Consider the following 25,446-nt stretch of genomic DNA (forward strand, 5'->3'; position numbering starts at 1 on the left):
TTTAAGAGGAGCTATCTGTTTTTCAGATGCCTCGGCGGCGGCTCACGCCGATCCCCGGCGATCAGGCTTGGATCGCAGGCCAACCTTCCCGGATCGGATTCGAGCCGTCCCAGCCGACCGCCGCCCGGGCAATCTGCTCGAACACCGAACGGCGCTCCGGGCCTTTCCTCGTGATCTCGAAAACCAGCTTCGGATCTTCGGGATGCTCCATATAGGCGAAGGGCCCGTAAGCCGAGCGGCCTTCCTGAATCATGATCCAGCCCTGCTCACGTGCGCGCGCAACCGCGCCATCGAAATCCTCTTCCCAGGACGAGACATGCTGGAGCGGACTGCCATCTTCGTAACGGTCGAACCATTCCGTGTAGATGCTCGGCGCCGGGCTGATCTGCTGGATGAGTTCGATCTGCAGCGTTCCGCTATTGGCGAGCGCCGCATGCATTTCCAGTTCGATGGGTTCGCCACGGTAGATACAGACCGGAAGGCGGACATTCCGCGCCACGAACCATGGACCTATGCCGACCTTTTCCGACAGAAATTTCATGCGACTGTCGATATCGCGAACGACATACCCCGCCTGTTGAATATTTCCGAACACCCGACTCATGTTTTCCTCCCCGACGATCCCGCGGATAGACCAGATTTGTTTTTCAGAAGGACATAGCCCAGGGCCAATAACGTTGTTGGCGTAAGGCTAACTCCCACAGCTACAAGGACGATCTTCGCCATAGAATAGCTCGGGTCAATTCTGATAAATTAAGCGGCCCTATCTAAAAAACAAATGTCATAGCCCTGAACGCTGATCGATGGACACATCGACATCGGCTGCAGAGCTGGACGTTTTCAACACTATCGATCTCAAAACGGACATTGGGCCTAGTCTTGTGTTCTAGGATCTCGGCGGCGCGATTGGGCCCATTGAGACAGGATCATCCGTCTCGCGGCCATCGCCTTCGACCATTATAGCCTCGCCTAACCCGGTGCGCGTACGCTGCGTCGGCACTCTTCAAATCATGGCGGAGTTGCACCGATCCTGAACTGGCGACCCTCCCCTCCATCCTTCTGAGCCTGGCTGAACGGCGTGAGACCGCCCGCCGTGAGATCGCCTGCAAAGGCGACATTGTTGCCCCGTAGAACCTCACGCTGTGCAATTCGATCGATCGAGGGACCGACTAAAGTCGAATTGGCCAGGGCGGCATATCGGAGCAGGTTGTTCAGAATTATGACCGAGGTTCATATATATGTCCGATACTGTCCGGTCCGCGTCTCGCGTCCTCGACATTCTCGAATATCTCGCGGGGGCGCCTGACGGAGCCACATTGAGCGAATGTGTCAGTTCGCTCGGTATGCCCAAGAGCAGCACGCTCATGCTGTTGCGCACTGTCGCGAGCCGTGGCTACGCGATCAAGGATAGCGACGATCGCTATCGTTTGAACAATGCGTTCGCCAAGTACGGCTTCGGATGGGGCGGCCACCGTCTGACAAGGCTGATGGCAATCGCCGAACCGATCATGGACGATCTATGCCGAGCCGTCGGAGAGACTGTCCTGCTTGGGGTCAGTGGGGCTACGGGCATCAAGACGATCGCCAAGGTCGTGTCAGATCAGATCGTTCACTACGACCATGATATATCGGTAGAAATAGCGCCCTACTGCACGGCCATGGGCCGTGTCCTGATGGCCTACTCACCGGTGCAGCAGGTCGATTCCATGCTGTCCGCATGGCCGCTCGTCAAGCGCACTCCGAAGACCGTCACGGACATCGATGAGCTGCGGCAAATCATCAGGCGGACCCGTGACCAGGGGTATGCGATCGTCGAAGAGGAATTTGCCTCCGGCGGTACCGGAATAGCCGCACCCATCTTCGATCAGAACCGGCAGATCCTGGCAATGCTCGATGTCGGCGCCGTCACCAGTCGGTTCCATGACAAACGCGACATGGTCATTCGGCATCTGTGTCGGTCTGCTGAACAGATGACGAATGCGATCAATCACAAATCCACAACCTAGCATTTCCCGTGGGGAGAGAAAGAGTGTTAAATCAAGCCACTATCGGGGCAGCGGACGCTGTTCCGCAAATGTCATCTGCGACACGCCGTCGTCAGTTGATGGCGGCCTCAATCGGCAACGTCCTGGAATACTACGACTTTGTTGTTTACGCGTTCCTTGCTGGGACGATCGCAACGAAATTTTTCCCTAACGAGAGTGAGGTTGCAGCCCTTCTCGCATCGTTTGCCGCCTTTGGCGTCGGGTTCCTTGCGCGCCCGCTGGGTGGCGCCATTATCGGCCGCATCGGCGACATGAAGGGTCGTAAGGTCGCTCTCCTGATCACGATCTTTGGGATGGCGTTGGGAACGGTCGGCATTGGCCTTCTGCCGACGTTCGAAGCGATCGGTGTCTTGGCTCCCATTCTCCTTGTCGGCATGCGCCTCATCCAGGGCCTTGCTGCAGGTGGCGAATGGGGCGGCGCAACCGCGTTCATTGTGGAATCCGCTCCTGAGGGACGACGTGGTCTGTTCGGCGGAATTGGACAGGCTTCCATTGCCGCTTCGAACCTTTTGGGCAGCATCGTCGTCGCCCTCGTGACGGCGGCATTTACAACCGAGCAGATGAACGAATGGGCATGGCGTGTGCCGTTCCTGCTGGGTGGCGTTCTTCTTCCCATCGGCTTCTATATGCGGAGGAACCTTGAGGAGACGCCAGCGTACGAGGCTGCTCAAAAGAAGCCTAAGGAGACGTCTGCCGAACACGGCTCTGCCGTCGGCATGATGGCAAAAGCGTTCGGCTTCACCATCATCTGGACAGTGTCGTATTACATCATGCTGAGCTATATGCCGACCTTCCTGACCAAGCATGCTGGAATTACGCAGACGCAAGCATTGTGGGGAAATGCGATCGCTCTGACGATTCTCGTCATTGCCACTCCCTTCTTTGGACACCTGTCGGATAGGATCGGCCGTAAGCCTCTTCTGCTGGCTTGCTGCGCAGCATTCATTGTCCTGCCCTACCCGCTCTTCTCCGTAATCCTGGCGAACGCGTCTCTTGCGACAATCGTTTCGATCCAGATCTTGTTCAACCTCTTCATTGCGGCCTTCTCGGGCGCGGGTCCGTCCGCCCTCTCTGAGCTGTTCCCGACCCATTCGAGAACAACTCTGATGTCGACCGGATACAGTCTTTCGACTGCGATCTTCGGCGGATTTGCGCCGTTCATCTCGACCTGGCTGATCAGCGCGACGAACTCTCCGATCTCGCCGACCTATTACCTGATCATCGCCGGCATCGTGTCGGGCTTGGTGATCTGGAATTTCCGTGAAACCGCACACGAGAAACTGCGCTAATCGCGAATTTTTGAGGATTTGATCATGTCAGAATCGATTCTGGTCTGGGGTGCCGGCGCGATCGGCGGCACCTTCGGCGCGGCCCTCGTCCGTGCCGGCCGGGACGTTACGTTCGTCGATGTGGTGCCGGAACATGTGGAGGCTATTCGTGATCCGGAGCGTGGGCTTCGGATCACCGGACCAGTCGATCCGATGGTGGTAAAGGCTCCCGCATTCCTTCCGGAGGGGCTCAAGGGGACTTGGAAGCGGATCTATCTCGCTGTCAAAGCCCAGCACACGGAGCAGGCCTGCCGTGCTCTGCTGCCGCATCTGGCAGAGGACGGGTTCGTGGTCTCATTGCAAAACGGCCTATGCGAGAAGACGATCGCCGAGATCGTCGGGCCCGACCGTACCATCGGCGCATTCATCAATTTCGGAGCGGATTGGATCGGTCCAGGCGAGGTCCACTTTGGGAACAGAGCCGCAGTCGTCACGGGAGAGATCGATGGCCGGATGACACCGCGCCTGAATGACGTTCTTGAGGATCTGCGCACCTTCGAGCCGGATGCCATTCAAACCGACGACATCTGGTCGTATCTGTGGGGTAAGCTTGCCTATGGGTCGCTGCTGTTTGCGCAGGCGGTCGGGAACCTCGGGATTGCTGACTGCCTGGAACGGCCGGAACTGCTGCCCCTCTGGCGCGAGTTGGCGGGCGAGATCGTCACTGTTGCCCGGGCTGAAGGAGTCGAGCCTCGCGGCTTCAATGGCTTCGATCCCAATGCCTTTGGGAAGGGCGGCACTGAGGAGGCAGCCAAGGCGAGCGTCGCCGCAATGGTGGCGTTCAACCGCCCCAACGCAAAGACCCATTCCGGTGTTTGGCGCGACCTCGCGATCCGCAAGCGTCGGACCGAGGTCGACATGCAGTTGCTTCCCATCGTCGGGGTCGGCCGCAAACATGGGCTCTCATGCCCGACATTGGAACGCCTGATTGCGATGATCCACGAGATTGAGCAGAACCGGCGCGACCTCTCCGACAACAATCTTACGGAGCTTCTGAAGCAATGACCTTGAATTTTACGGGCAAGACAGTCGCCGTCAGTGGCGCCGCCCTCGGATTCGGTCGGGCGATCGGTGCGAGCTTTGCGGCTGCAGGCGCTCGCGTATACGGTTGCGACATCCTCGATGCCCCGGACGATGGCGCTCCCATCACCATGGCGAAGGTCGATCTGCTGAACCGGCAGGCTGGCGCGCAGTGGATCGCATCGATCGAGGCCGAAACCGGCGGCCCCATCGACATTCTTGTTTGCAACGCGGGCGGAGTCGCCGGCCAGGCGCATCGCCCGCTCGAGGAGGTGGGAGACGAAGACTGGAACCGGGTGATCGAGATCAATCTCGGTTCGACCTTCGCCCTGTGCAGAGCGGCGGCTCCTGCCATGAAGCGCGCCGCCAAGGGTGCCATCGTGACGATCTCCTCGGGCGCGGCCCTGCAGGCGTCTCTCACGGGTGTGCAGGCCTATTGCTCGGCCAAACACGCTGTGCTCGGCCTGACCAGACAGTTGGCGCACGAGCTTGGCCCGCACGGAATCCGGGTCAACAGCGTGGCCCCGGGTTTTGTCCGTACCAATCCGGCGACCGCGCGGCAATGGGCTTCATACAGTCCTGAGAAGCAACGCCAGATCGTCGACGGTGTTGCGCTCAAGCGCCTCGGCACTCCCGAGGAAATCGCGAACGTAACTATGTTCCTTGCGTCTGACCTGGCGAGCTTCGTCAATGGTCAGATCTTGTCTGTCGACGGCGGGCGGTAAACCTGACTGAGCTGGAAAAGCGGAGACCATCGATGACGACCAATCAAGCGCAAGAGCCGTGGCAGTGGGAAGAGAAGCACTGGCGCGGGCTGGTCAATCAGGTGCGGGCCGGACGGCGGCTTGCGCCGGCGAAGTGGAAGAATGGTGCCAGGTGGGCGGTGGCACTGTCGTTTGACTCGGATCACGAAACGAATGAACTCCGCGAAGGCGGGAAATCGATCGGCCGCATGGCCTGGGGGCAATATGGAAACCGGGTCGGCATGCCCCGCATCCTGGATATTCTCCGCCGTCACGACATCAAGGCGAGCTTTTACGTTCCAGCCGTGGCCGCCCTGCTGCACCAGGATGAGCAGCGGCAAGTCGTGTCCGAAGGACACGAGATCGGCATCCACGGCTGGATCCATGAGTTGAATTCTGTGCTTCCCTACGAGGTAGAGCGCGATTTGATGTTCCGCTCGGCTGACACGCTGGAGAAAATTACCGGCATCCGACCGGTTGGACTTCGCACGCCGTCGTGGGATTTCAGCCCCAACACGTTGCGCATCGAGGCGGAACTCGGGCTTCTCTATGACTCGTCGTTGATGGCCGACGAAGACTGCTATGAACTACTCCTTGATGGAGAGCCCACCGGCATCGTCGAACTGCCGGTCGAATGGATCCGGGACGATGCTGTCTACTTCATGATGCACCGGTTCCAGTCATTGAGGCCCTATACGCCGCCGAAGGATGTGCTCGACATCTTCTTGCGAGAACTCGACGCCGCCTATGACGCTGGCGGCTTGTTCCAGTTGACGATGCACCCGCACATCATCACGCCCCGCTCGCGTATCTGGATCCTCGAGGAGGTCATCAGGCACGCAAAGGCCAAAGGCGATGTGTGGTTTGCCACTCATGCCGAGATTGCCGCCTTCGTGAAGGAGAACGCCTCCGAATAGGCGGCACTCTCCTGAAGCGATCACAACGGACGGATAACTAAGACTGGAAGGCGCAGACTGCCATGCATATGCATAATTCGGATCCGATTTCCCGCTGGCTTCAAGAGCAGCAGGAGGCCATGGTCCGGCTTCTATCCGACTTGGTCAACATCGACTCCGGTTCCTATGACAAGGCCGGAGTGGACGATGTCGGGGCCCGCCTTACAGGATTCCTCTCCGAACACGGCATCGAGACATCGGTGACGCCGAATGCTGACTTCGGCGACATCCTCCGGGCGGACCTCGGGGGCGTGCGTCGTAATGGGCAGCGCCACAACATCCTCTTGTTGGGACATCGTGACACGGTTTTCCCGAAGGGCGAGGTCTCACGCCGGCCGTTCAAGATCGAGAATGGCAGGGCATACGGCCCCGGTGTGGCGGACATGAAGGCAGGGCTCGTGATGAATGCCTTTGTGCTGGCCGCGTTCAAGCGCTTTTCTCCTGAAACGCCGCTTGTCATGCTGATGACGGGCGATGAGGAGATCGGCTCCAATACATCGCGTGACGCCATCATGGCGGAGGCAAGGAGTGCGGTTGCCGTGTTCAATGCGGAGCCGGGGCGCGCGTCGGGCAACATCGTGACCAGCCGCAAGGGCATGCTTTACTCTCGTCTGGACATCACTGGAAAGGCCGCTCATTCCGGGGTGAACTTCACTGAGGGCGTGAATGCCATTGCAGAACTTGGACACAAGATCGTTGCTCTACATGATCTGACTCGGGTCGAGGATGGCATCACGGTCAATGTCGGGCTCGTGTCGGGCGGTCAGTCGGTGAACACGACTGCCCCTCATGCGAGTGCCGAGTTTGAAGTACGGTTCGTAACAAATGAGCAGCGCGACACCGTCAGCAAGGCCGTTGAGGCTCTGGTAGCGCGGTCGGTCGTCCCAGGCACGACATCAACCTTGATTGGCAAAAGCAACTTTCTCGCGCTCGTGCCAACCGCGGAAAGTGAAATGCTGGCATCTCGGTATCTTGGAACCGCCGAAGAGCATGGCGTCTCCGTAAAGGGTGAATTTACAGGCGGATGCGCTGACTCCGGCTTTGCCGCGAGCGTCGGGGCGCCGACGATCTGTGGCGTAGGACCAGTTGGTGGCAAAGCGCATACGACTGAGGAGTATATAGAGTTGCCGACACTCCTCCAGCGTGCCCAGATCCTGGCCTCGACAATCGGTAAGGTCGTCGCCGCTGGCCGCTGAGGTGCCTTGCTCTCACATCAAGAACGATTGCCGCTGTCCCTTGGCCCGATTCGTGTTCCGAACCGGGTTGCTGTGGTCTCATGTGCCAGTACTCGGCACATGACGGCTGCCCTTCTGACTGGCATCTGCAGGATCTAGCGCATCGCGCGAAAAAGTGGACCCGGCTTTCGCAAGGGCGATGCGCTGTTCCTTCCTGGGAGCATCGGATCTGTCCCAAAAGTGCAAATCCACTTCCCGCGTCCGATGTTCTCTTGCGGTGGCCCCCTCGCCGCTCATGGAGCTTCCTGGGTCCTGAGATCCGTGAACGCAACAGTCCCCGATAGGCGTGCGACGCCGGTTGACGAGGTCCTTTGGCTCAGGTCCCGATTGCCTGCTTGATCCGGTCGCGCGAGAACGGGAGGTCGTAGAGGCGGCGCCCGATTGCGTTGGCGATCGCATTGCTGACGGCAGCACCGCCGGGTCCTTGCCCGCATTCACCTGCTCCGAGGAATGGCTCTCCGGGACGTTCGATCAGATGAACATCGAGGTGCTGGGGTACGGCATCAAACCGGAGGATCGGATAGGTTGACCAGTCGACGCTGGTAACCCGCGTCCGGTCGAAGGTGACACCTTCATAAAGCGCCCAGCTGGCCGCCTGGAGAATACCGCCCTCCACTTGGTTGCGGATACCGTCAGGGTTTACGATCTCGCCTGCGTCCACGGCAGACGTCGCCCGGACGATCCGTACGCGTCCGGTTTCGCGGTCGACCTGAACCTCCATCGCGACGGCGCAATAGGCCGCCAGGTTCTTGTACCGCGCAAAGCTGAACCCGTATCCGTGGTTCGCAGGCGCCGTCTGGCCGGCTTTCCAGCCGAAACGCTCTGCCGCCAGTTGGACGACATCGCGAGCTCGCTTATCCTGCAGGTGCCGCAGCCGGTAATCGACGGGGTCGACACCGGCGGCGCCAGCCAGCTCGTCCATGAAGCTCTCGATCGACAGAACGTTCATATAGGCCCCGAGACCTCGCATCGCAGAGACGCGAAGCGGCACCTCAGTGATGAAATTCCAGATCACGTGGGTGCTCGGGAAGGAATAGAGCGGGATTGAATTGCGGTCGCCATTGCCTTCCGGCGTGATTTTCAGTTCCTGTTTGTCGGGTGGAAAGGACTTGGCAAGATACTGAGCTGAAAGCAGAGCCCCGGCCGATCCGGGCCGTGAGTTATGGCTGTTGCTCCACACCTGGTAATCCCAGTCGAGGATGCTGCCCTGGGCATCCAGCTGAGCGCGCACCTTCGTGACCATGCCGGGCGAGAAGGGCTCCCAGGCATGTTCCTGCTCGCGCATCCATTGAACCCGCACGGGCCGTCCCGGCACGGCTTGTGCCAGAAGGGCGGCATCACCGGCCGCATCATCGGCTGCATTGTGCCCATAGCAGCCCGAACCTTCGATATGGATGCAACGGACCTTCTCGAGCGGTATGCCGAGCATCTGCGCGATGGCTTTCTGGTCCGGATAGACCCCCTGGGTGTGCGTCCAAACGGTTGTGACCCCGTCCTGCAGGTGAGCGACCGCACAGGATGGTCCGATCGAGCCATGAATCTGGTACGGCCGGGTGAATGTCGCCTCGAGGGTCCTCACTCCAGAGACCACCTTGCGGGCGTCCTTGACGACACCTTTCTCCGACGGCATCGCAGTGAGCACGGCCGGCAGGTCGTTCACGTCGGGCAATCGGGACTGCTCGTCCCACTGTGCCAGCGCCGAGAGCGCCCGCATGGCCTTGATGGCCTGATACTCGCGCTCAGCCAGAACAGCCAGGAAACTGCCGTCCCGGACGACCTTCACCACGCCGGGCATCTTTTCGACGGCGCTGGCATCGAGGTCCCTGAGGCTCGCTCCGGGGCTCGGCGGGCGCACCACGCGACCATGAAGCATCCCGTCGAGACGCATGTCCTGCACATAGGCGGCCCCGCCCGTCACCTTGCCCGGAATGTCGACCCGCTGGCGCGGCTTGCCCATCTCCATGAACTGGTCCGTCGGCTTCAGCCTGGAAACGGGCTCGGCGTCGACGTTGAGAATCTCCGATGACACGAGTTCGCCATAGCCGATCCGCTGTCCATTGGGCGCAACAACCGCTCCGTTCTCGGCGTGCAGCCGGTCGGCCGTCACGCCCAGCCGGCTTGCGGCCTGACCGATCAGAATATCGCGGACCTGCGCGGCGGCGTTGCGGATAGCAGTGCCGCTGTCCTGCACCGAGTGGCTGCCCGCCGTGAACCCTTCGTTCGGTGTGCGGGCGGTGTCGGGCGTGACGAGCTTCAGGCTCTCGAACGGAATCTCCAGTTCCTCCGCGGCGATCTGCAGTAGCGCCGTTCTGATGCCCTGCCCGAGTTCGGCCTTGCCGGTGAATACGGTCACGGTGCCGTCGGCATCGACTCGGATCCAGGCGTCGAGCTTCGGCGACGTCTTCAGACTGCCGGGAAGCCCGCGGGCCGGTTCGGGCTGGCGGCCCGCATTCTGCGGCTCGGCCTGCGGCGACGAGACGGTCTGGGCCAGGGCCGGGCCTATGGAGAAGGACAACACAAGGGAGCCCGTACCCGCCAGCACGGCACGCCGTGACAGTCCTTTACGATCGAGCTGTTCCATCAGCCTGTCCTCCCCGCCCCGCTCGTCTGCGCTGCGGCCTGCATCAGGTTAGCTGCGCGCCTAATCGCTTTCATGATCCGCATATGCGTCCCGCACCGGCAGAGATTCGGCTCCATATGGGCCTGGATCTCCTCGTCGGTGGCGGCCGGGTTTTTCTGCAGCAGTGCCTGAGCCCTCATCATCATGCCGGCAATGCAGTAGCCGCACTGCGCTGCCTGTTCCTCGATGAAGGCCTGCTGCATGGGGCCGGGCCGGTCGACGGTTCCGAGCCCCTCCACGGTGGTGATCTCGCGGCCTTCCAGCAGCATCACCGGCGTGACGCATGAGAAGACCGCCTCGCCATCCACCATGACGGTACAGGCCCCGCACTGGCCCAGGCCGCAGCCGTATTTGGCGGCATTCAGCCTCAGGTCGTCTCGGAGGACATAAAGCAGCGGTGTATCGGGATCGGCGTCGATCTGGTGCGACTGACCGTTGACCTTGAGAGTCACCATGACGTGTTCCGCCTTGTTGAATTATCGGGAGCCGAGGACGCGCCATCCGCAGCCCGCGCGTGTGTCCGCTCTCCGCCGTCGCGGATCTTGGCGACGAGGCTCTCCACGCCGGACCATGCGGGCTTATCGCTGAACTTAGCCCGCAGGTAGGTGAGGAGGGCCGTCATCTGCTGGTTGTTGAGAACGCCCGCGAAGCCCGGCATGATCGGTCCGCGCTCCCCTTCCGGAGCAGGAAGCCCATAAAGGATAACGTTGATCGGGTTGGTCGGGTCCGGTCCATACAGAGCCGTGCTAAAGGCGAGTCTTATGCCCCCGAAGGGAAGCGGCCGACCGGCATCGTGACAGCTGGAGCACGCGCCCGCGTAGATGACGGCACCGAGATCGTTCTTATCGACACTGATCGGGAGCGTCTGAGTTCCGGCCGTCTGGGCCATTGCGCCCGGTCCGTGCGCCACCGTCTGCGACAGGATTTTCTCTCCACGGGCGCGACGCTCCGGCGACGGCTCACCCATTACAGACGCGACATAGGCGGCGATGGCTCGCACATCAGAATCGGGAACCGATCCCATATTGGCCGTGACAGGAGCCATCGGACCGCGGGAGACACCGTGATGCTCCTGCCAACCGTGTTTCAGGTAGTGGGCGAGAGCATCGGCCGTCCAGGGAATCGGACTCGGCGAACTGCCGTTGATGGCATAGGCAGTCCACCCTTCAACCGCGCTGCCCGCGAAATGCTCGCCTGTTTTCTCCGCGCCGAGGCGGTTGCGGGGCGTGTGGCACGCCCCGCAATGCCCGAGCCCTTCGGCCAGATAGGCGCCGCGATTCCATACAGCGTCGTGGGCAGGATCCGGTTGATAGGGCCCCTTCCGGAGGAACATCGCCTTCCAGCCGGCAAGCATCAGCCGGATATTAAGAGGAAATGGAAGCTCGTTGGCCGGCGCCTCGGCCCGCACGGCTTCCCGGGTCATGAGGAATGCGTAAAGCGCCTGATTGTCGGCATCCGAGACCTTCGTGAAGTGATCGTACGGAAAGGCCGGATAGAGATGCTGTCCTTTGCGGTTCACCCCTTCGCGCATGGACCGTATGAATGCGGCCTCGGACCAACGCCCGATGCCGGTCTCGGGATCGGGCGTGATGTTGGTGGAGTAGATGGTCCCGAAGGGCGTCGGAATGGCCAGACCACCGGCAAACATCTTGCCGCCGGGAGCCGTGTGGCAGACATTGCAGTTTCCTATCGCGGCCAGCTCACCGCCGCGCTTCACAGCAGCCTGGTCGAAAGGCCCGGCAGGACGGTCGACAGCGGCAATTTCGGAATTCCACGCGAACGCCACGAAGCTCGTGATGGCGATCAGCCCCACGGCAACGACACCTGCCAGAAATCGCAATATCTTCATCAGCGGCTCTCAGAATTACCAAGAGCATTTTCTTAGCAGCCTGAACACCGCATCTCAATATTCCTGAAAATCATCCCTCTCGTGCGAGCGATGCAGGAGATGCATGGAAAAGAAAATCACAGTGTCTGCACGCCGATTTATTTCAGCCCGTTGTTCAGTCGTCAGGCGAATTTCATGCATGACGAGACCTGTACTTCTTCAGATCCTGCACTAACTCTGCTCAGTTGTCATTGGCGGCAAAAGGAGATTTCGCGGGAGCTGGAAAGTCTTTCAGCCAGGGCAAGGCTATCGTATCCTGAAGTCCTATGACACGCGCGCCGATCCTATCTGCGGTGGCGTTCAGTTTATGCTCCGCTCCGGTATCCGCCCCCATGATAGGGGAGAACTTAAATATGCTTATCGTTCGTGTCTCGAAAGCGGCCATGGTTGCGGCGATTGCATTCTTCACGAGCTTAGTGGCGTTCGGCAACATCACTGATTACGCTACGAACTTCGCTTTTGTGCAGCACGTCTTTCTCATGGATACGATCTTCCCGGATGCCACGATCAAGTATCGGGCGATTACCAACCCGGCGCTCCATAATGCGGCCTATATCATGATCATCGCCGCCGAGACGCTGACTGCAGTTCTATGCTGGATCGGCGCTTTTATGCTGCTGCGCCGACTGCGCCGTGATGCGGTCGGCTTCAATCGGGGAAAGGGCTTCGCGATTGCTGGCCTGACGCTTGGTTTCCTTGTCTGGCAGGTTGGCTTCATGTCTGTCGGAGGCGAGTGGTTCGGCATGTGGATGTCGAAACAGTGGAATGGCGTCCCGGATGCGTTCCGATTCTTCATCACCATTCTCGCTGTATTGATTTTCCTCGTTCAGCGCGACGAGGAGCTCGCCCGAGAGGGCCTGACGTTCGAAACCTGAGGGTCGGCTGGATTGTGCCTGTGGCGATCCCCGGCTGCGTGTGCTCCAATTCCATGGGCGGTCTTAGTCGAAATTGATCGAACCCCGTCCCTATCCGGCTGAGACTGTCGCCGGCGCCCCACGGACCGGCCGCTTTGTGAAAGGAGAGGCTTACCCTCCCGCGAGAGCTGTTCAGCCCGTCAGGCGGCAGCTGCGCCCGGAGCGGACCAAGCAGGCCCGAGACTGGCGCGTTCGTCACGAAGCGCCGGAGGTGCGCCGAGGGACGTGTGGGCAGGTCTGCCCGTGAAAAAGCTCCCTCCACCGGATGATGGAGGGAGCTGGCGGTCAGGGAGGACCATCCATGCGTGCTGTTGCTTGAGCAAATGTTTTCAGGAAGACCTTTGTTCCTGTGATGGATTCAGGGCCAGCGAATTTACGGTCCGCCCCGTTTGCCGCTCGAGACTGGTTCCATAAGGTTTGCTCTGCGAAATTGATTTGTAGGCGCAGAGTTGAATTGTCGGCACCCAGCAAAGTCAAAACGTCAGTCCGCTGCCCTTCGGGATCAAGGCACGGAAGCAGCAGTTCTGATGGGTGCGGCGCTGATGAGCAAACGGGAACTCAGCCGGATCGACCTTCTGGCTCGCCAGGAAAGCGACCGTCTCATCCCGTCCATGGACGCCTCCCTGAAGCGGTGCTCAATACCTCCACTTTGGCACCCCGGGGCCGTTGGGGGCCGTCCACCCCCTCGGAAACCCTGACAGAGATCCATGGCTTTCCTTTCGGTAGCCATGCTGGGCAATGGTTTCGTCAAACGTCGTCCAGGCTTGGCCGATGGCTGAGGCGGATACTTCGGGGCTAACCCTTGCGCTCCTCGCCCGGGTTAATTCCGCAAGTTAGTCAGCTTGCTGTCAGGTTCATCCTCTAGGACGGCTCTCCCGCCTGCACCAAGCATGCGGAAGTAACTTCAGCCATCCTGGGAGGATGCCAATGATCCAATTACGCTCGCGCCTGTCACGGACACTGATCGCGGCTGCGACCGCCTTGTTCGCTACCTCGGCCTTTGCCCAGACCGAATTGAAGATCATGGCTCCTGCGGCGCCTGGCGGCGGCTGGGACCAGACGGCGCGGTCGATGCAGCAGGCTCTGATGCAGGCCGGGCTTGCCAAGGGCGTGCAGGTCACCAACGTTCCCGGCGCGGGCGGTTCCATCGGCATCGCCCAGCTCGTGAACAACGCGAAGGGCGACGGCAGCCAGCTCATGGTCATGGGCTACGTGATGGTGGGCGCGCTCCTGACCAACAAGTCGCCGGTCACGCTCGACCAGACGACCCCCATCGCCCGCCTGACGGCGGAATACGAGGCGATCGTGGTTCCGGCCGAGTCCCCGATCAAGTCCGTGAAGGACCTGGCCGCGGCCATCAAGGCGGATCCGGCGAAGGTGACGTGGGCGGGCGGCTCGGCCGGCGGCGTCGATCACATCGCGGCGGCGCTCTTCGCCAAGGCGGCCGGCGCCGACCCGACCAAGATCAACTACATCCCGTTCTCGGGCGGCGGCGAGGCCCTCGCGGCGATCCTCGGCGGCAAGGTGACGGCCGGCATCTCCGGCTACGGCGAGTTCGAAAGCCAGATCAAGGCCGGCAAGCTGCGCCTTCTCGGCCTGAGCTCCCCGGCCGACAAGGCCACGGCCGAGCAGCCCTCGATCAAGGCCGAGGGCGTCGACCTCGAGATCGCCAACTGGCGCGCCGTCGTGGCGCCTCCCGGCATCTCCGCCGACCAGAAGAAGGCCCTGACCGACACCATGGACAAGCTGGCGAAGGCCAAGGAATGGCAGGAGATCCTGAAGGCCAAGGGCTGGGATGACGCCTACCTGTCCGGCGACGCGTTCACCAAGCTCCTGGGCGAGGAAGTGCTCCGCACGAAGGACGTCCTGACCGCGGTGGGACTGGTGAAGTCGTAAGCCGCCGCTGACGAACCAGGCGCCGCGTTCCCCGAGCGCGGCGCTTTTGCTTTCAGGATCTTTCTCATGTCATCTCAGCATCGGCGCATCGACACAGCGGGCTTCGTCATCGCTCTCCTCCTCCTCGCCCTGGCCGGCCTGGTCGGGTGGGACATGACCAAGCTGCAGCTTCTCTCCCCCTACGACGTCGGCCCGAAGGCCATGCCCGTCATCGTGGCCATCGGCCTCGCCCTGCTTGCCGTCGGCAACGGGATCGGCGCCCTGCGCGGCGACCTGCCCGAGCGCGAAAGCCTCGATTGGAAGCCGATCATCCTGATCGTCGGCGGCCTCGCCGTCCTGATCACCCTCATCGCCATCGGCGGCGGCTTCATGATCGGCACGGCCATCCTGTTCGCCACGACCTCCGCGGCCTTCGGACGCCGCGCCTTCGTGACGGACCTCCTGCTCGGCATCGTGATCGCGCTCGTCGTCTATCTGCTCTTTGCCAAGCTCCTGACCCTGTCCCTGCCGGCAGGGCCGCTCGAGCACCTTCTCTGAGGCCCCCATGGAAGCCTTTGTCTCCCTGGCCCACGGCCTGACCGTGGCGATCGAGCCGATGAACCTGCTGTTCGCACTCATCGGCGTTCTGCTCGGCACGGCCGTCGGCGTTCTGCCCGGCATCGGCCCGGCGCTCACCGTGGCGCTCCTGCTGCCGGTCACCTTCAGGCTCGACCCGGCCGGCTCCATCATCATGTTCGCGGGCATCTATTACGGCGGCATGTATGGCGGCTCGACCACCGCGATCCTGATCAACACCCCGGGCGAAAGCGCCTCGATGGCGACCGCCCTCGAAGGCAACCTGATGGCGAAAGCCGGACGCGCCGGGCCCGCGCTCGCGACCTCGGCCATCGGCTCGTTCGTGGCCGGCACCTTCGCGACCCTGGGGCTGGCGCTGCTCGCGCCCTATCTCGTCGACATCGCCGTGCGCTTCGGCCCCGAAGACTACTTCGCCCTGATGTGCGTGGCCTTCGTGACCGTCTCGGCCACCTTCGGGGATTCCCCGGTCCGCGGCCTCACCAGCCTGTTCCTCGGCCTGGTCCTCGGCCTCGTGGGCATCGACATCCTGTCCGGGCAGGCCCGCCTCAGCTTCGGCGTGCCGGAGCTCTACGACAACATCGAAGTGACGACCCTCGCGGTCGGCCTCTTCGCCGTCGGCGAGGCCCTCTACGTCGCCTCGCGCCGCCACGTGCACGAGGAGAAGCTCGAAGCCGTGCGCGGCTCGCTCTGGATGACCAAGGACGACTGGAAGCGCTCCTGGAAGCCCTGGCTGCGCGGGACGCTCTTCGGCTTCCCGATCGGGGCCCTGCCGGCGGGCGGCGCCGAGATCCCGACCTTCCTGTCCTATGCGACCGAGAAGCGGCTCACCAAGCATCCGGAGGAGTTCGGCAAGGGCGCCATCGAGGGCGTCGCCGGCCCCGAGGCCGCCAACAACGCCTCGGCGGCCGGCACCCTGGTGCCGCTCCTGACCCTGGGCCTTCCGACCTCCGCCACGGCCGCCATGATGCTGGCGGGCTTCCAGCAATACGGCCTCAACCCCGGCCCGCTGCTCTTTGCCGAAAAGCCCGACCTGGTGTGGGGCCTGATCGCGAGCCTGTTCATCGCCAACGGCATGCTGCTGGTGCTGAACCTGCCGCTGGTCGGCGTGTGGGTGCGCCTGCTCGCGATCCCGCAGCCCTGGCTCTATGCCGGCATCCTGGTCTTCGCCACCATGGGCACGATCGCCGCCAACCCGTCGCCCGTCGAGCTCATCATGCTGGCCGTGTTCGGCGTGGTCGGCTTCCTGATGCGCCGCTTCGACTTCCCGATCGCGCCGGTCGTCGTGGGCCTCATCCTGGGACCCGTCGCCGAAAGCCAGCTGCGGCGCGCCCTGTCGATCAGCCTCGGCGATCCGCTGGTCCTGCTGCAGAGCCCGATCTCGGCCACGCTTCTCACCATCGCCCTGATCGCCCTCATCCTCCCCTTCGTCATGAAGGGCATGGGCCGCTTCAAGGCCGTCGAGGATTGAGAGCATTTCGCCGGCGAGGCGGCTCCGCTTCGCCGGCGCACAATTGCGCTCTTTCCAAGAGGAGAGCATCGGATGTGCGTTCGATGTCACGGCCGATGCCGTAGGGCGTACTTACGGGGCGTTCGTTTCAAGTTGCGTCGAACGGCGCCACTCGCTCAGGAAGCGCTCGCGCTTGGCCCGATCCTGAACCGCCAACAGCTCCGGCCCGATGGTGATGGGTCGCAGGAGCCCGGACGAGGCTAGCCAAATGGGCCCATCCACATCCGCCGGAATGGCCCCATCGAAGCTGAAGAAGAACGATTCATCGCGGCTCTTCTTCTGACCTCGCTCGGAGAGCAGGTAGTCCAGGAAATGGAAGGCGCTGACCTTGTTCGTCGACGAGCGCGGGATAAAGGCCGCGCGACTGAGCACGACGGTATAGTCGCGCGGGATGACGATCCCGAGATGCGCTCCGCGCCGTCTTGCACCGACGGCATAGGATCCGATGAGGTTGTAGCCGATGGCAAGGCGCCCGGATGAGAGCTCGGTCAGGAGATCCGTCGTGCAGCAGTTCGCGACCAGGTTCGCCCTGCCGAACGCCTCGAGAAGACGCCCGAAGATCGTGATGCCTCGGGCATCGTAGGATGAGAAGAGATAGCCGACGCCGGATCGACCGATGTCATAGGAGCCGATCTTTCCATTGTATTTCTCAGGCTTCGACCGCAGGAGATCGATGAGTTCCACACGAGTCCTTGGAACGTCTTCCGGAGGAACGAGATCGCGGTTGAAAACGATGACGGCGGGCTCAAACGTGAAGCCGAACACCTCGTCGCGCCATCGGGTCCAGGACGGCAGCCGCACGGTCATAGGCGACCGATAGCTCATTGCGCAGCCATCGTTGACGAGCTTGACGAGTTGATCGACGGACGATGATAGAACCAGATCCATCGTCCCCTCGTTCGAATGACAATCCCCTGATACACGACTGAACAGTTCGTTGGTCAGGTACTCGCTATATTCGATGGTCACGTTCGGCCAGATCGTCTGGAAGTCCTGGATCAGCGGTTCCATGGCCGTCAGATCCGTCGCGCCATGGATCGACAGGAGCGCCTGCTGGCTGCCGGGCGCGCGGAAGACCGTCTTTTCGGCCGCCTCCACCGCGGGGCCGATCAATCCTGCCAGGCAGCCGATCGCAGCCAAGGTTGCCTTGATGATCCGCCTCAAGATGCTTCTCCGCCTTCGCTTTGGCCGGGCCTCTCGTGCAGTCTCTCGAACCGCAGGATAACCGCGAAGCCATCCTCTGTGCGCTCGCGGAAACGGAACTCGCCGCCATGCGCCCGAACAACGTCTCTTGCAATGGATAGGCCCAGACCCGAGCCGGTTGCGCTCTTCGTGTGGAACGGCTCCTGAACCCGCTGCCAGGCTGAGACAGGAATCCCGGGGCCGTCGTCGACAATCTCGACGACGGCCGCATCGCCCTTGGCGGAGACACGAACCTCGAGGCGCGTTTCGGCACCGTGCTTCAGCGCATTGTCAATCAGGTTCGAGAGTGCCTCGCGCAGGCTGACAGAGTCGCCTAGCATCATGACCGGCTCCCGGGGCTCGTCGAAAGCGATGTCCACCTCGCGGTCATACGAGCGAGGCACGGCATTGATCAGGACCTGCCGCGCAAGTGCACCGAGATCGACAGCGTCGAACTCAGCGACCTCGGCGCGATGGATTATCATGGCATGATTCAGGAGCTGGTTCGTCAGTCGGCCAAGCTCGGCCGCACGCTCCTTGATACGGAGAAGCTGTTGTTCGCGGCGTTCCGGTCGGGTCTCCTCGGTGAGGAGGTCCACCTGGGAGGCAAGCCCGGCCAAGGGCGTGCGGATCTGATGTGCCGCGTCGGCGATGAACCGCTGCATCAGCGCAATGCGGCCGGAGAGCCGGTCCATGAAGCGATTGATGGTGACGACGAGTGTCTCGATCTCGCGAGGGATCGCCAGGCTGAGCGGGGTCAGGTCCTTGGGATCCCGGTACCGCAGTTCCTGTTCCACGCGGGTCAGGGGTTGCAGGGCACGCCGTACGGCAAACAGGACACTCATGAAGGCAAGGCCCATCATGGCGCCCATCAGCATCAGTCCCTTGAGCGTCAGGTCGCGGGCAAGGCTGGTACGGGCCTCCCGTGTCTGGGCGACCACGACCTGAACCCATCCAGGCGCCGGCGTGTCTGAGAGCAGCCGGTTGACGACGGCCACCCGTACGGGAAAGTTGCGATAGTAACCATCCGACACCGAGGGCACGCTCGTCCCGGAAGGGGACGCTGCGACGAAAAGGTCATCGTACCCTGTGAGAACGCCCCCGCGCGGGTCGAGGACCTTGTAGAAGATGCGGTCGTTGGCAGACAGCGAGAGGGTCTCAAATGCGGAGACGGGCGGATCGACGGAGATCGTCTCATCCTCCGCGTGGACGCTCTCGGCGATCTGGAGCGCCGCTCCGACGAGCAGGCGGTCATAGGCATCGTCAGCCGCAATGCGGGCATAGAACCATGCGGCCGCCCCCAGCACGACGAACCCGGCGCCGAAGGTAATGGCAATGACCAGGATGATGCGTGAGTAGAGGGAGTGACCGGGCCTTATCATCGGCAGGTGATCTGATAGCCAAGTCCTCGCAGGGTCCGGATCTCCGCGCCGGATCCGGCCAGTTTCTTCCGCAGGCGGGCGACATACTGTTCCACGGCGTTCGGGCTGGCTTCGTCATCAAAACCGAACAACTGATCCATGAGTTCGTCCTTCCCGAATATCCGGCCCGGCCTTGCCGCCAGGATCTCGAGGAGGGTCAATTCGCGGCGGGTCAGGTCGACGGGTGTACCATTGATCAACACGGCGCGCGAGCCTCGGTCGATGGTCACCTGCCCGCACACGAGTTGATTGGTCGTCTCGCCGGCACTGCGCCGGAGCAAGGCACGGGCGCGGGCCTCCAGCTCACGGTAATCGAAGGGCTTGACCAGATAATCGTCCGCCCCGAGGTCCAGCGCATCGACCCGATCGTCGATCTGGGAGCGAGCCGTGAGGACGAGGACCGGCATCTTCGACTTGCGCTGTCTGAGGCGTTTCAGGATCGAGAAGCCGTCGAGCGCCGGCAGGTTCACGTCGAGGATCAGGAGATCATAGTCCTCAACCTTCAGGACTTCATCGGCAACGCCACCATCCTTCTCCCAGTCGACCTTATGACCGATCCGTTCGAGCCGGGCGGCGATCCCCTCGCCGACGTCCTCGGTGTCCTCAACGAGCAGAATTCGCATTCAAGTCCCTCATCGATACGCGGCTATCAGGTCGATACAAGGTTCGCTGGATGCACGGCACCCAGGCGGCTGAGACAATATCTAAGGTTCGCCGGGCTCGGTTTGGTTACTGCTCGCACAATGGATCGCTGTCAAATCCTGCGTGAAGGGGCGCAATACTGACGTTACGGCCCGAGGAGCACGTTGACGGGGATGCGGAGCAAATTTGGAGCCGGGATACGACGATTGCCGGGGTTCCGTTACGACTTCAGCCAGCGAGCAACTCGAACCGCTCTGCCGATCAAGGCTATGGATGGTAGGAATACTTCGCCTGTTCCTTCCGCATCATATGGATCAATTCAATGTCGTCCAGGATCACTCGACCCCGGATCACTCGGGCAGAGATAACGGGCTTGAAGCCGAGCATCGGCCGCACACGGGCGGACGCAGCGCCATGAGCAGGCTCCTTGCCGCGCTGGCCGTAGACGACTGCCCTCGAGCATCGGACGTGACAAGTGGATCTGCACTTTTGGGATCGAATCCGATGCCCCCACGATGGAACAGCGCATCGTTCTCGCGAAAAGCCGGGGCCATTTTTTCACCCGACGCGCTAGGGAACTGGTCACATCAGCTTGTCGAGCGTTATCGGCAGATCACGGATGCGCTTACCGGTCGCATTGTAGATTGCATTTGCAACCGCCGCTCCCGTTCCGGTGATGCCGATCTCGCCGATTCCCCGTGCGCCCATAGGTGTGTGCGGATCGGCTATGTCAGTCCAGATCACTTCGATGGCGGGCACGTCCAGATGCACGGGCACGTGATATTCGGCGAGACTGGGATTCATGACCCGGCCCTTGCGCTCGTCGAATCGAGTTTCCTCCATCAGGGCCAGACCGAGCCCCATGATGATGCCACCGCGGAGTTGGCTGGCGGCCGTTTTGGCGTTAAGAATACGCCCGCAGTCGAACGAGCCGAGAAAGCGGCTGACGCGCGTCTCGCCGGTGACCGTATTGACCCGCACCTCGCAGAACATCGCGCCATAGGAGTGCATCGACCAGTGCAACGTCTCCAGAGGTGGCGGTGCGTTCGCTTCCACGACAACCTCGTGCCGCTGGGCACGCGCCAGGATAGAAGCATAACTTTCATGCCGGGAGAGGTCGTCGAGCTTGGCCAAGCCGCCCGCGAAGCCGCCGACCTCGTCTGCCTTCAGGCCCGCGAGCGGAGAGTCATTGCCGGCAAGCTTGAGCAATTCCGTTACGAGCGCATGCTGGGCTGCGATCACGGCGGCCCCGATCGCTGCGGTCTGCTGCGAACCGCCCGCGAGCACGACGCCGGGCTGCCATGAATCTCCATATGCGAAGGTTACTTGGTCCAGTTCCAGTCCCAGCCGCTCCGCCGTGACCTGTGTCTGAGCCGTGGCAGTCCCCATGCCCATCTCGTGGGCCGCAATCTCCACGCGTGCCCTGCCGTCCTGAGTAAGTGCGATCCGTGCCGCGCCCCCTGGCATCCGATAATAGGGATAGGTCGCAGTGGCGCAGCCCATGCCAACCAACCACTCACCCTCCCGCGCAGTTCCCGGCGTGGCTTTGCGGTTTGCCCAGCCGAACCGTTCGGCACCGGCACGCCATGCCTCGACGATATGGCGGGCCGAAAAGGGCGTGCCCTCTGTCGGATCCTTGTCGGGCTCGTTCAGGATCCTGAGTTCGACCGGATCCATGCCCAATGCCACAGCCATCTCATCCACCGCGCATTCGAGGCTGAAGGTGCCGACCGCCTCTCCCGGTGCCCGCATGAACGTGTTCGCCAGCATGTCGAGATACGCCACTTCGACATCGAGCTTGAAGTTATCGGCCGCGTAGGCGCTGCGGGCTGGCAGGATGAAGGGTTCCGGCAGGGCGTTGTGACGCGTCATCGCCACCGTGCCGGTGTGGACGATCGCGTCGAAGCGGCCGTCAGCCTTGGCGCCGATCGCGACCCGCTGCTCGGTAATCGTGCGCCCGCCCACCATCCGGTACACGCCCTCGCGCGAGAGCGCGATACGAACTGGTCGACCGGCGAGCTTCGATGCCGCCGCAGCCAGCACCTGATGCTGCCATAGGGTCTTGGAGCCGAAGCCTCCACCCACATAGGGCGAGGTCACGTGGACTTGGCGTTCGTCAATGCCGAATACTTTGGCGAGAGACCAAGCAGTATGGCCAACCGCCTGCGAGGCATCGTGGACCACCAGCCTGTCGCCGTCCCAAGCCAAGGTCGCGGCATGCGGCTCGATGGCATTGTGGTTGTGGCGCGGCGTGCAATAGGTGGCGTCGACTTTGACCTCGGCCCTCGCCAGCGCCGCTTCTGCGTCGCCGATCTCGACCTTGAGCGGATGGCCCATGAACAAGCCGGGCTCGGTTCCCTGTGCCTTGGCTTCGGCGAAGGAGATTATGGCAGGCTCTGCATCGTACGTTACGTGGATCAGCGAGTTGGCATAATCCGCCTGCTCCTGCGTCTCAGCAAGAATCACCGCGATCGGCTGGCCATTCCAGTGGATCCGGTCATCCTGCATGATCGGAAGGCTGTCGCCGCCAGCGGCTTTTTCACCTGTTAGAAAAAGCGGCATCGGCTGAATGCGAGGCGCATTCCTGTACGTCATCACGAGGACAACGCCCGGCGCGGCTTCCGCGACCGCGGTATCGAGTGTCGCGATCCGGCCCTTCGGCACCGTACTGAAGGCAACCGCCGCGTAGACCATTCCCTCAAAGGTGAACTCGGCCGCGAAGGTCGCCTTTCCCTGCACCTTCAATGGGCCATCAATACGCGAAACGGGCTTGCCGACATGGCCATGCCGGTGATTGATCAGCGGGTCGGGCCTGCCGCCTGGGATCCAACCGCCCGGCGCCAGTTCGACGGCCTTCTTCATGACTGTTTGGACGGCCGCCTGCGCGGCCTGCTTGGCGCTGTCTACGATGTTCATGCAGCGTCTCCCGCCAGTTCGCCAAGAACGGCGATCATGGTGCGCCTTGCGAGTTCGATCTTGAACCCGTTGTCGCGAAGGGGGACGGCATCGGCCAGCTCCGCCTCTGCGGCCGCGCGAAAGCTCTGCTCATTCGCCGGCTGGCCCTGGAGCACGGCTTCCGCCTTCCGTGCGCGCCACGGCTTGTGCGCGACGCCACCCAGCGCAAGGCGCACGTGCCTGATCGTATTATCCTCCACCCCGAGTGCGGCCGCCACCGAGATCACAGCGAAGGCATATGACGCTCGATCGCGAACCTTTCGGTACGTAGAGCGCATAGCCGGCTGCAGGGCTGGTAGCTCAATGGCGGTGATCAGCTCGCCCGGGTTAAGGTTCGTCTCGATATCCGGTCTTCCTTCGGGCAGGCGGTGCAGATCGGTCAGAGACAGTGTCCGCTCGCCTTCCGGGCTCTTGAGGTGCACCACGGCGTCGAGCGCGGCCAGAGCCACGCACATGTCCGACGGATGCGTGGCAACACAGGCGGGCGAGGCGCCCAGGATCGCGTGCATCCGGTTGAAGCCATCGATGGCGTCACAGCCCTGGCCGGGAGAACGCTTGTTGCAGCGCGACCCATTACTGTCATAGAAATAGATGCAGCGGGTGCGCTGAAGGATATTGCCGCCTACGGTCGCCATATTGCGGATCTGAGCCGAGGCTCCCGCAAGGATGGCACGGGCGAGCACGGGATAACCCTCGCGAACGAGGCGGTGTTCGGCAACGGCCGTGTTACGGGCCTCAGCGCCGATCAGCAGGCGGCCATCATCGCGTCTTTCTATGGCGCTGGATAAGCCTGTCACATCCACCAGCGCCGCCGGCTGCTCCACCGTCTCACGCATCAGGTCGACGAGATTGGTGCCGCCGCCCAGATATTTGGCGCCCGTCGCTGCCCCTTGGCGCAAGGCATCGGCCGCGTCGGCCGCTCGGAAATAGGTGACCGGAATCATGCAAGATCCTCTGCATACACTTCGGCGATCGCATCGACGATGCCGTTATGCGCGCCGCAGCGACACAGATTACCGCTCATCCGCTCGGCCAACTCCTCGCGTGTGAGCGCGATCTGCCCGGTCGTCAGGTCGCCCGTGACGTAGCTCGGCACTCCACGTTTCAGCTCCGATGCCATGCCGATCGCGGAGCAGATCTGACCTGGCGTGCAGTAACCGCACTGGAACCCGTCATGATCGATGAAAGCCTGCTGTAAGGGGTGTAAGCCGTGTTCGTCCGCGAGGCCTTCGATCGTGGTGACGTCCCGTCCGTCATACTGTATCGCGAGCGCCAAGCAGGAGACGATACGCTCGCCATCGACGAGAACGGTGCAGGCGCCGCATGCCCCCTGGTTGCACCCTTTCTTGGTGCCGTGAAGATTGAGCGTCTCGCGCAGCAGGTCGAGCAGCGACACGCGCGCGTCGGCCGGAAGATCAGCCTCGGTTCCGTTGATCCGTATCGGCATCCTGCCCATTTCCCATTGATCTTCGGCTTGAGCTTGGACAGCCACGACAGATTTCAATACCTCGTCGGCTCTATGATGAAATGTTCCGCCTCGCCGTTGAGGGTCATGCAAGCCGAAAGACCCAAGCAGCAGGCATCTGCTCGTCATATAGCTGGCGAAGGTCCCAGCATCGCCTCTGCCTGATACATGATAACTTGAAGAACCTGAACAGTGCTCATGAAACGACGAAGCTGAATGCGGAATGCAAGATGCGTCGGAAGATTATCAATGTTCTGCGCAAGGAGCAGAACGGGGTAACCTGAGCCATTGAGTCCTGGTCCATGAAGGTCGGCTCACGGCGCCAGCGCGGAATTTGGGCTAACGGCAGCCCGTGCCGAAAGCAGACCCTCCTCCATAGGGTAGATCCTCCGCATCGGGGCTTCCGGGACCAAGCACGTCGATTGTAAGGACCGGGCACGAAATGGCTCGTGCCCGCGATCTCAGCATCCTTAGCTGAGCGCGAGAATAAAACCTGCAACGCTCATCAGCGCGCCCGCCACGCGGATCATCTGGCGATGGCCGAGAACGAGGCCTGTTGCGAGGCCCGCTCCGTGCAGGAGGGCCGACGCAGAGGCAAAGCCAAGGCAGTACAAGGCTGCTGCGGCTCCCGTCGGCATTTCCACTCCATGGACGTAGCCGTGGAAAACGGCAAACATTCCGGTCAATATCATCGCGACGGAGATGAGGCAGCGGTTGCCCACGGCCAGCATTGCACCGAGCACAACGACCGAAGCGGCCACGCCAACCTCGGCGGGAGGGATTTGCGTCCCCATAAGGCCCATGGCTCCGCCAACGAGCATCATGGAGATGAAACTCGCCGGAACAGCCCAGAGAGCGCGCCCACCGAGCAGAGCGGCGAAGAGGCCGACGGCCAGCATGGCCAAGACGTGATCGAGCCCGCCGAGAGGGTGCAGGAAGCCGGCGCCGAACCCTGGAGCCTCGTTGAGCCCCGTGTGTGCCGCGGCAGGCATGCCGGCCAGCATCAAAGGAAGGGCCGGAAGAGAGCGTTTCAATGTCATGGGGACTGCTCCT

The 25,446-nt window shown here is 62.1% G+C and carries 21 protein-coding genes and 1 pseudogene; 10 read left to right on the top strand and 12 right to left on the bottom strand.

What is annotated here, in order from left to right:
• Positions 1–61: 61 nt before the first annotated feature.
• A complete protein-coding gene (locus RE429_RS27585) occupies positions 62–604 on the bottom strand; it encodes a VOC family protein (protein WP_414474906.1) in 543 nt (180 codons plus the stop codon).
• Positions 605–1,238: 634 nt separating this feature from the next.
• Here RE429_RS27585 and RE429_RS27590 point away from each other — a divergent pair.
• From RE429_RS27590 to RE429_RS27615, 6 genes are all read left to right on the top strand, one after another.
• Positions 1,239–2,006 (top strand): IclR family transcriptional regulator, encoded by a 768-nt coding sequence (locus RE429_RS27590; RefSeq protein WP_414474907.1) that lies wholly within the window; start codon positions 1,239–1,241, stop codon positions 2,004–2,006.
• 23 nt (positions 2,007–2,029) lie between these two features.
• Positions 2,030–3,334 carry an MFS transporter gene (locus RE429_RS27595; RefSeq protein WP_414474908.1) on the top strand — a complete coding sequence of 435 codons (1,305 nt, stop codon included), beginning with the start codon at positions 2,030–2,032 and terminating at the stop codon, positions 3,332–3,334.
• Positions 3,335–3,358: 24 nt separating this feature from the next.
• On the top strand, positions 3,359–4,378 hold the full coding sequence (locus RE429_RS27600; protein ID WP_414474909.1) for a ketopantoate reductase family protein: 1,020 nt from the start codon (positions 3,359–3,361) through the stop codon (positions 4,376–4,378).
• Complete coding sequence (locus RE429_RS27605) at positions 4,375–5,118, top strand: SDR family NAD(P)-dependent oxidoreductase (RefSeq protein WP_414474910.1); 744 nt, start codon at positions 4,375–4,377, stop codon at positions 5,116–5,118. The genes RE429_RS27600 and RE429_RS27605 overlap by 4 nt, the downstream gene beginning before the upstream one ends.
• Positions 5,119–5,150: 32 nt before the next feature.
• Complete coding sequence (locus RE429_RS27610; protein WP_414474911.1) at positions 5,151–6,053, top strand: polysaccharide deacetylase family protein; 903 nt, start codon at positions 5,151–5,153, stop codon at positions 6,051–6,053.
• Positions 6,054–6,115: 62 nt separating this feature from the next.
• Positions 6,116–7,288, top strand: coding sequence for a M20 family metallopeptidase (locus tag RE429_RS27615; RefSeq protein ID WP_414474912.1), 1,173 nt, complete (start codon positions 6,116–6,118; stop codon positions 7,286–7,288).
• Positions 7,289–7,643: 355 nt separating this feature from the next.
• Here RE429_RS27615 and RE429_RS27620 read toward each other — a convergent pair whose 3' ends face one another.
• The 3 genes from RE429_RS27620 to RE429_RS27630 are packed head-to-tail and all read right to left on the bottom strand — an operon-like array spanning position 7,644 to position 11,796.
• The gene (locus RE429_RS27620; RefSeq protein WP_414474913.1) at positions 7,644–9,908 is read right to left on the bottom strand and encodes a molybdopterin cofactor-binding domain-containing protein; all 2,265 of its coding nucleotides are present in this window, start codon (positions 9,906–9,908) and stop codon (positions 7,644–7,646) included.
• Positions 9,908–10,402 (bottom strand): (2Fe-2S)-binding protein, encoded by a 495-nt coding sequence (locus RE429_RS27625; RefSeq protein WP_414474914.1) that lies wholly within the window; start codon positions 10,400–10,402, stop codon positions 9,908–9,910. The genes RE429_RS27620 and RE429_RS27625 overlap by 1 nt, the downstream gene beginning before the upstream one ends.
• On the bottom strand, positions 10,396–11,796 hold the full coding sequence (locus tag RE429_RS27630; RefSeq protein WP_414474915.1) for a c-type cytochrome: 1,401 nt from the start codon (positions 11,794–11,796) through the stop codon (positions 10,396–10,398). The genes RE429_RS27625 and RE429_RS27630 overlap by 7 nt, the downstream gene beginning before the upstream one ends.
• Before the next feature lie 392 nt (positions 11,797–12,188).
• Here RE429_RS27630 and RE429_RS27635 point away from each other — a divergent pair, with 392 nt between their 5' ends.
• The 4 genes from RE429_RS27635 to RE429_RS27650 all read left to right on the top strand — a co-directional run bounded on the left by RE429_RS27635 (position 12,189) and on the right by RE429_RS27650 (position 16,689).
• Positions 12,189–12,710, top strand: coding sequence for a DUF2165 family protein (locus RE429_RS27635; RefSeq protein WP_414474916.1), 522 nt, complete (start codon positions 12,189–12,191; stop codon positions 12,708–12,710).
• A 966-nt stretch (positions 12,711–13,676) separates the two neighbouring features.
• Positions 13,677–14,645, top strand: a complete 969-nt coding sequence (locus RE429_RS27640) for a Bug family tripartite tricarboxylate transporter substrate binding protein (protein ID WP_414474917.1) — start codon at positions 13,677–13,679, stop codon at positions 14,643–14,645.
• Positions 14,646–14,711: 66 nt separating this feature from the next.
• Positions 14,712–15,182, top strand: a complete 471-nt coding sequence (locus tag RE429_RS27645) for a tripartite tricarboxylate transporter TctB family protein (protein WP_414471647.1) — start codon at positions 14,712–14,714, stop codon at positions 15,180–15,182.
• A 7-nt stretch (positions 15,183–15,189) separates the two neighbouring features.
• A complete protein-coding gene (locus RE429_RS27650; protein WP_414474918.1) occupies positions 15,190–16,689 on the top strand; it encodes a tripartite tricarboxylate transporter permease in 1,500 nt (499 codons plus the stop codon).
• A 111-nt stretch (positions 16,690–16,800) separates the two neighbouring features.
• On the opposite strand, the gene RE429_RS27655 is transcribed toward RE429_RS27650, so the two are convergent.
• The 8 genes and pseudogenes from RE429_RS27655 to RE429_RS27690 form a co-directional block, all read right to left on the bottom strand.
• Positions 16,801–17,892 carry an ABC transporter substrate-binding protein gene (locus RE429_RS27655; protein WP_414474919.1) on the bottom strand — a complete coding sequence of 364 codons (1,092 nt, stop codon included), beginning with the start codon at positions 17,890–17,892 and terminating at the stop codon, positions 16,801–16,803.
• Positions 17,889–19,292 (bottom strand): sensor histidine kinase, encoded by a 1,404-nt coding sequence (locus RE429_RS27660; RefSeq protein ID WP_414474920.1) that lies wholly within the window; start codon positions 19,290–19,292, stop codon positions 17,889–17,891. Before RE429_RS27660 ends, RE429_RS27655 begins: the two co-directional genes overlap by 4 nt.
• Complete coding sequence (locus RE429_RS27665) at positions 19,289–19,954, bottom strand: response regulator (RefSeq protein WP_414474921.1); 666 nt, start codon at positions 19,952–19,954, stop codon at positions 19,289–19,291. Before RE429_RS27665 ends, RE429_RS27660 begins: the two co-directional genes overlap by 4 nt.
• Before the next feature lie 286 nt (positions 19,955–20,240).
• Positions 20,241–20,399: pseudogene (locus tag RE429_RS27670) on the bottom strand (IS6 family transposase); the annotation flags it as partial.
• Between the two features lie 156 nt (positions 20,400–20,555).
• On the bottom strand, positions 20,556–22,889 hold the full coding sequence (locus tag RE429_RS27675) for a xanthine dehydrogenase family protein molybdopterin-binding subunit (RefSeq protein WP_414474922.1): 2,334 nt from the start codon (positions 22,887–22,889) through the stop codon (positions 20,556–20,558).
• A complete protein-coding gene (locus RE429_RS27680) occupies positions 22,886–23,872 on the bottom strand; it encodes an FAD binding domain-containing protein (RefSeq protein WP_414474923.1) in 987 nt (328 codons plus the stop codon). The genes RE429_RS27675 and RE429_RS27680 overlap by 4 nt, the downstream gene beginning before the upstream one ends.
• Positions 23,869–24,375, bottom strand: coding sequence for a 2Fe-2S iron-sulfur cluster-binding protein (locus tag RE429_RS27685; protein WP_414474924.1), 507 nt, complete (start codon positions 24,373–24,375; stop codon positions 23,869–23,871). Before RE429_RS27685 ends, RE429_RS27680 begins: the two co-directional genes overlap by 4 nt.
• Before the next feature lie 488 nt (positions 24,376–24,863).
• Complete coding sequence (locus RE429_RS27690) at positions 24,864–25,433, bottom strand: HupE/UreJ family protein (RefSeq protein ID WP_414474925.1); 570 nt, start codon at positions 25,431–25,433, stop codon at positions 24,864–24,866.
• Positions 25,434–25,446 lie beyond the last annotated feature (13 nt).

The sequence above is a fragment of the Microvirga sp. M2 genome (assembly GCF_047497095.1).
Classification (GTDB): Bacteria; Pseudomonadota; Alphaproteobacteria; order Rhizobiales; family Beijerinckiaceae; genus Microvirga.

Bases quoted from the DNA above. Each gene is read 5' to 3' on its own strand.
- RE429_RS27585 (WP_414474906.1), bottom strand. From the start codon at position 604: ATGAGTCGGGTGTTCGGAAATATTCAACAGGCGGGGTATGTCGTTCGC.
- RE429_RS27590 (WP_414474907.1), top strand. From the start codon at position 1,239: ATGTCCGATACTGTCCGGTCCGCGTCTCGCGTCCTCGACATTCTCGAA.
- RE429_RS27600 (WP_414474909.1), top strand. From the start codon at position 3,359: ATGTCAGAATCGATTCTGGTCTGGGGTGCCGGCGCGATCGGCGGCACC.
- RE429_RS27605 (WP_414474910.1), top strand. From the start codon at position 4,375: ATGACCTTGAATTTTACGGGCAAGACAGTCGCCGTCAGTGGCGCCGCC.
- RE429_RS27610 (WP_414474911.1), top strand. From the start codon at position 5,151: ATGACGACCAATCAAGCGCAAGAGCCGTGGCAGTGGGAAGAGAAGCAC.
- RE429_RS27615 (WP_414474912.1), top strand. From the start codon at position 6,116: ATGCATATGCATAATTCGGATCCGATTTCCCGCTGGCTTCAAGAGCAG.
- RE429_RS27620 (WP_414474913.1), bottom strand. From the start codon at position 9,908: ATGGAACAGCTCGATCGTAAAGGACTGTCACGGCGTGCCGTGCTGGCG.
- RE429_RS27625 (WP_414474914.1), bottom strand. From the start codon at position 10,402: ATGGTGACTCTCAAGGTCAACGGTCAGTCGCACCAGATCGACGCCGAT.
- RE429_RS27630 (WP_414474915.1), bottom strand. From the start codon at position 11,796: ATGAAGATATTGCGATTTCTGGCAGGTGTCGTTGCCGTGGGGCTGATC.
- RE429_RS27635 (WP_414474916.1), top strand. From the start codon at position 12,189: ATGCTTATCGTTCGTGTCTCGAAAGCGGCCATGGTTGCGGCGATTGCA.
- RE429_RS27640 (WP_414474917.1), top strand. From the start codon at position 13,677: ATGATCCAATTACGCTCGCGCCTGTCACGGACACTGATCGCGGCTGCG.
- RE429_RS27645 (WP_414471647.1), top strand. From the start codon at position 14,712: ATGTCATCTCAGCATCGGCGCATCGACACAGCGGGCTTCGTCATCGCT.
- RE429_RS27650 (WP_414474918.1), top strand. From the start codon at position 15,190: ATGGAAGCCTTTGTCTCCCTGGCCCACGGCCTGACCGTGGCGATCGAG.
- RE429_RS27660 (WP_414474920.1), bottom strand. From the start codon at position 19,292: ATGATAAGGCCCGGTCACTCCCTCTACTCACGCATCATCCTGGTCATT.
- RE429_RS27665 (WP_414474921.1), bottom strand. From the start codon at position 19,954: ATGCGAATTCTGCTCGTTGAGGACACCGAGGACGTCGGCGAGGGGATC.
- RE429_RS27675 (WP_414474922.1), bottom strand. From the start codon at position 22,889: ATGAACATCGTAGACAGCGCCAAGCAGGCCGCGCAGGCGGCCGTCCAA.
- RE429_RS27680 (WP_414474923.1), bottom strand. From the start codon at position 23,872: ATGATTCCGGTCACCTATTTCCGAGCGGCCGACGCGGCCGATGCCTTG.
- RE429_RS27685 (WP_414474924.1), bottom strand. From the start codon at position 24,375: ATGCCGATACGGATCAACGGAACCGAGGCTGATCTTCCGGCCGACGCG.
- RE429_RS27690 (WP_414474925.1), bottom strand. From the start codon at position 25,433: ATGACATTGAAACGCTCTCTTCCGGCCCTTCCTTTGATGCTGGCCGGC.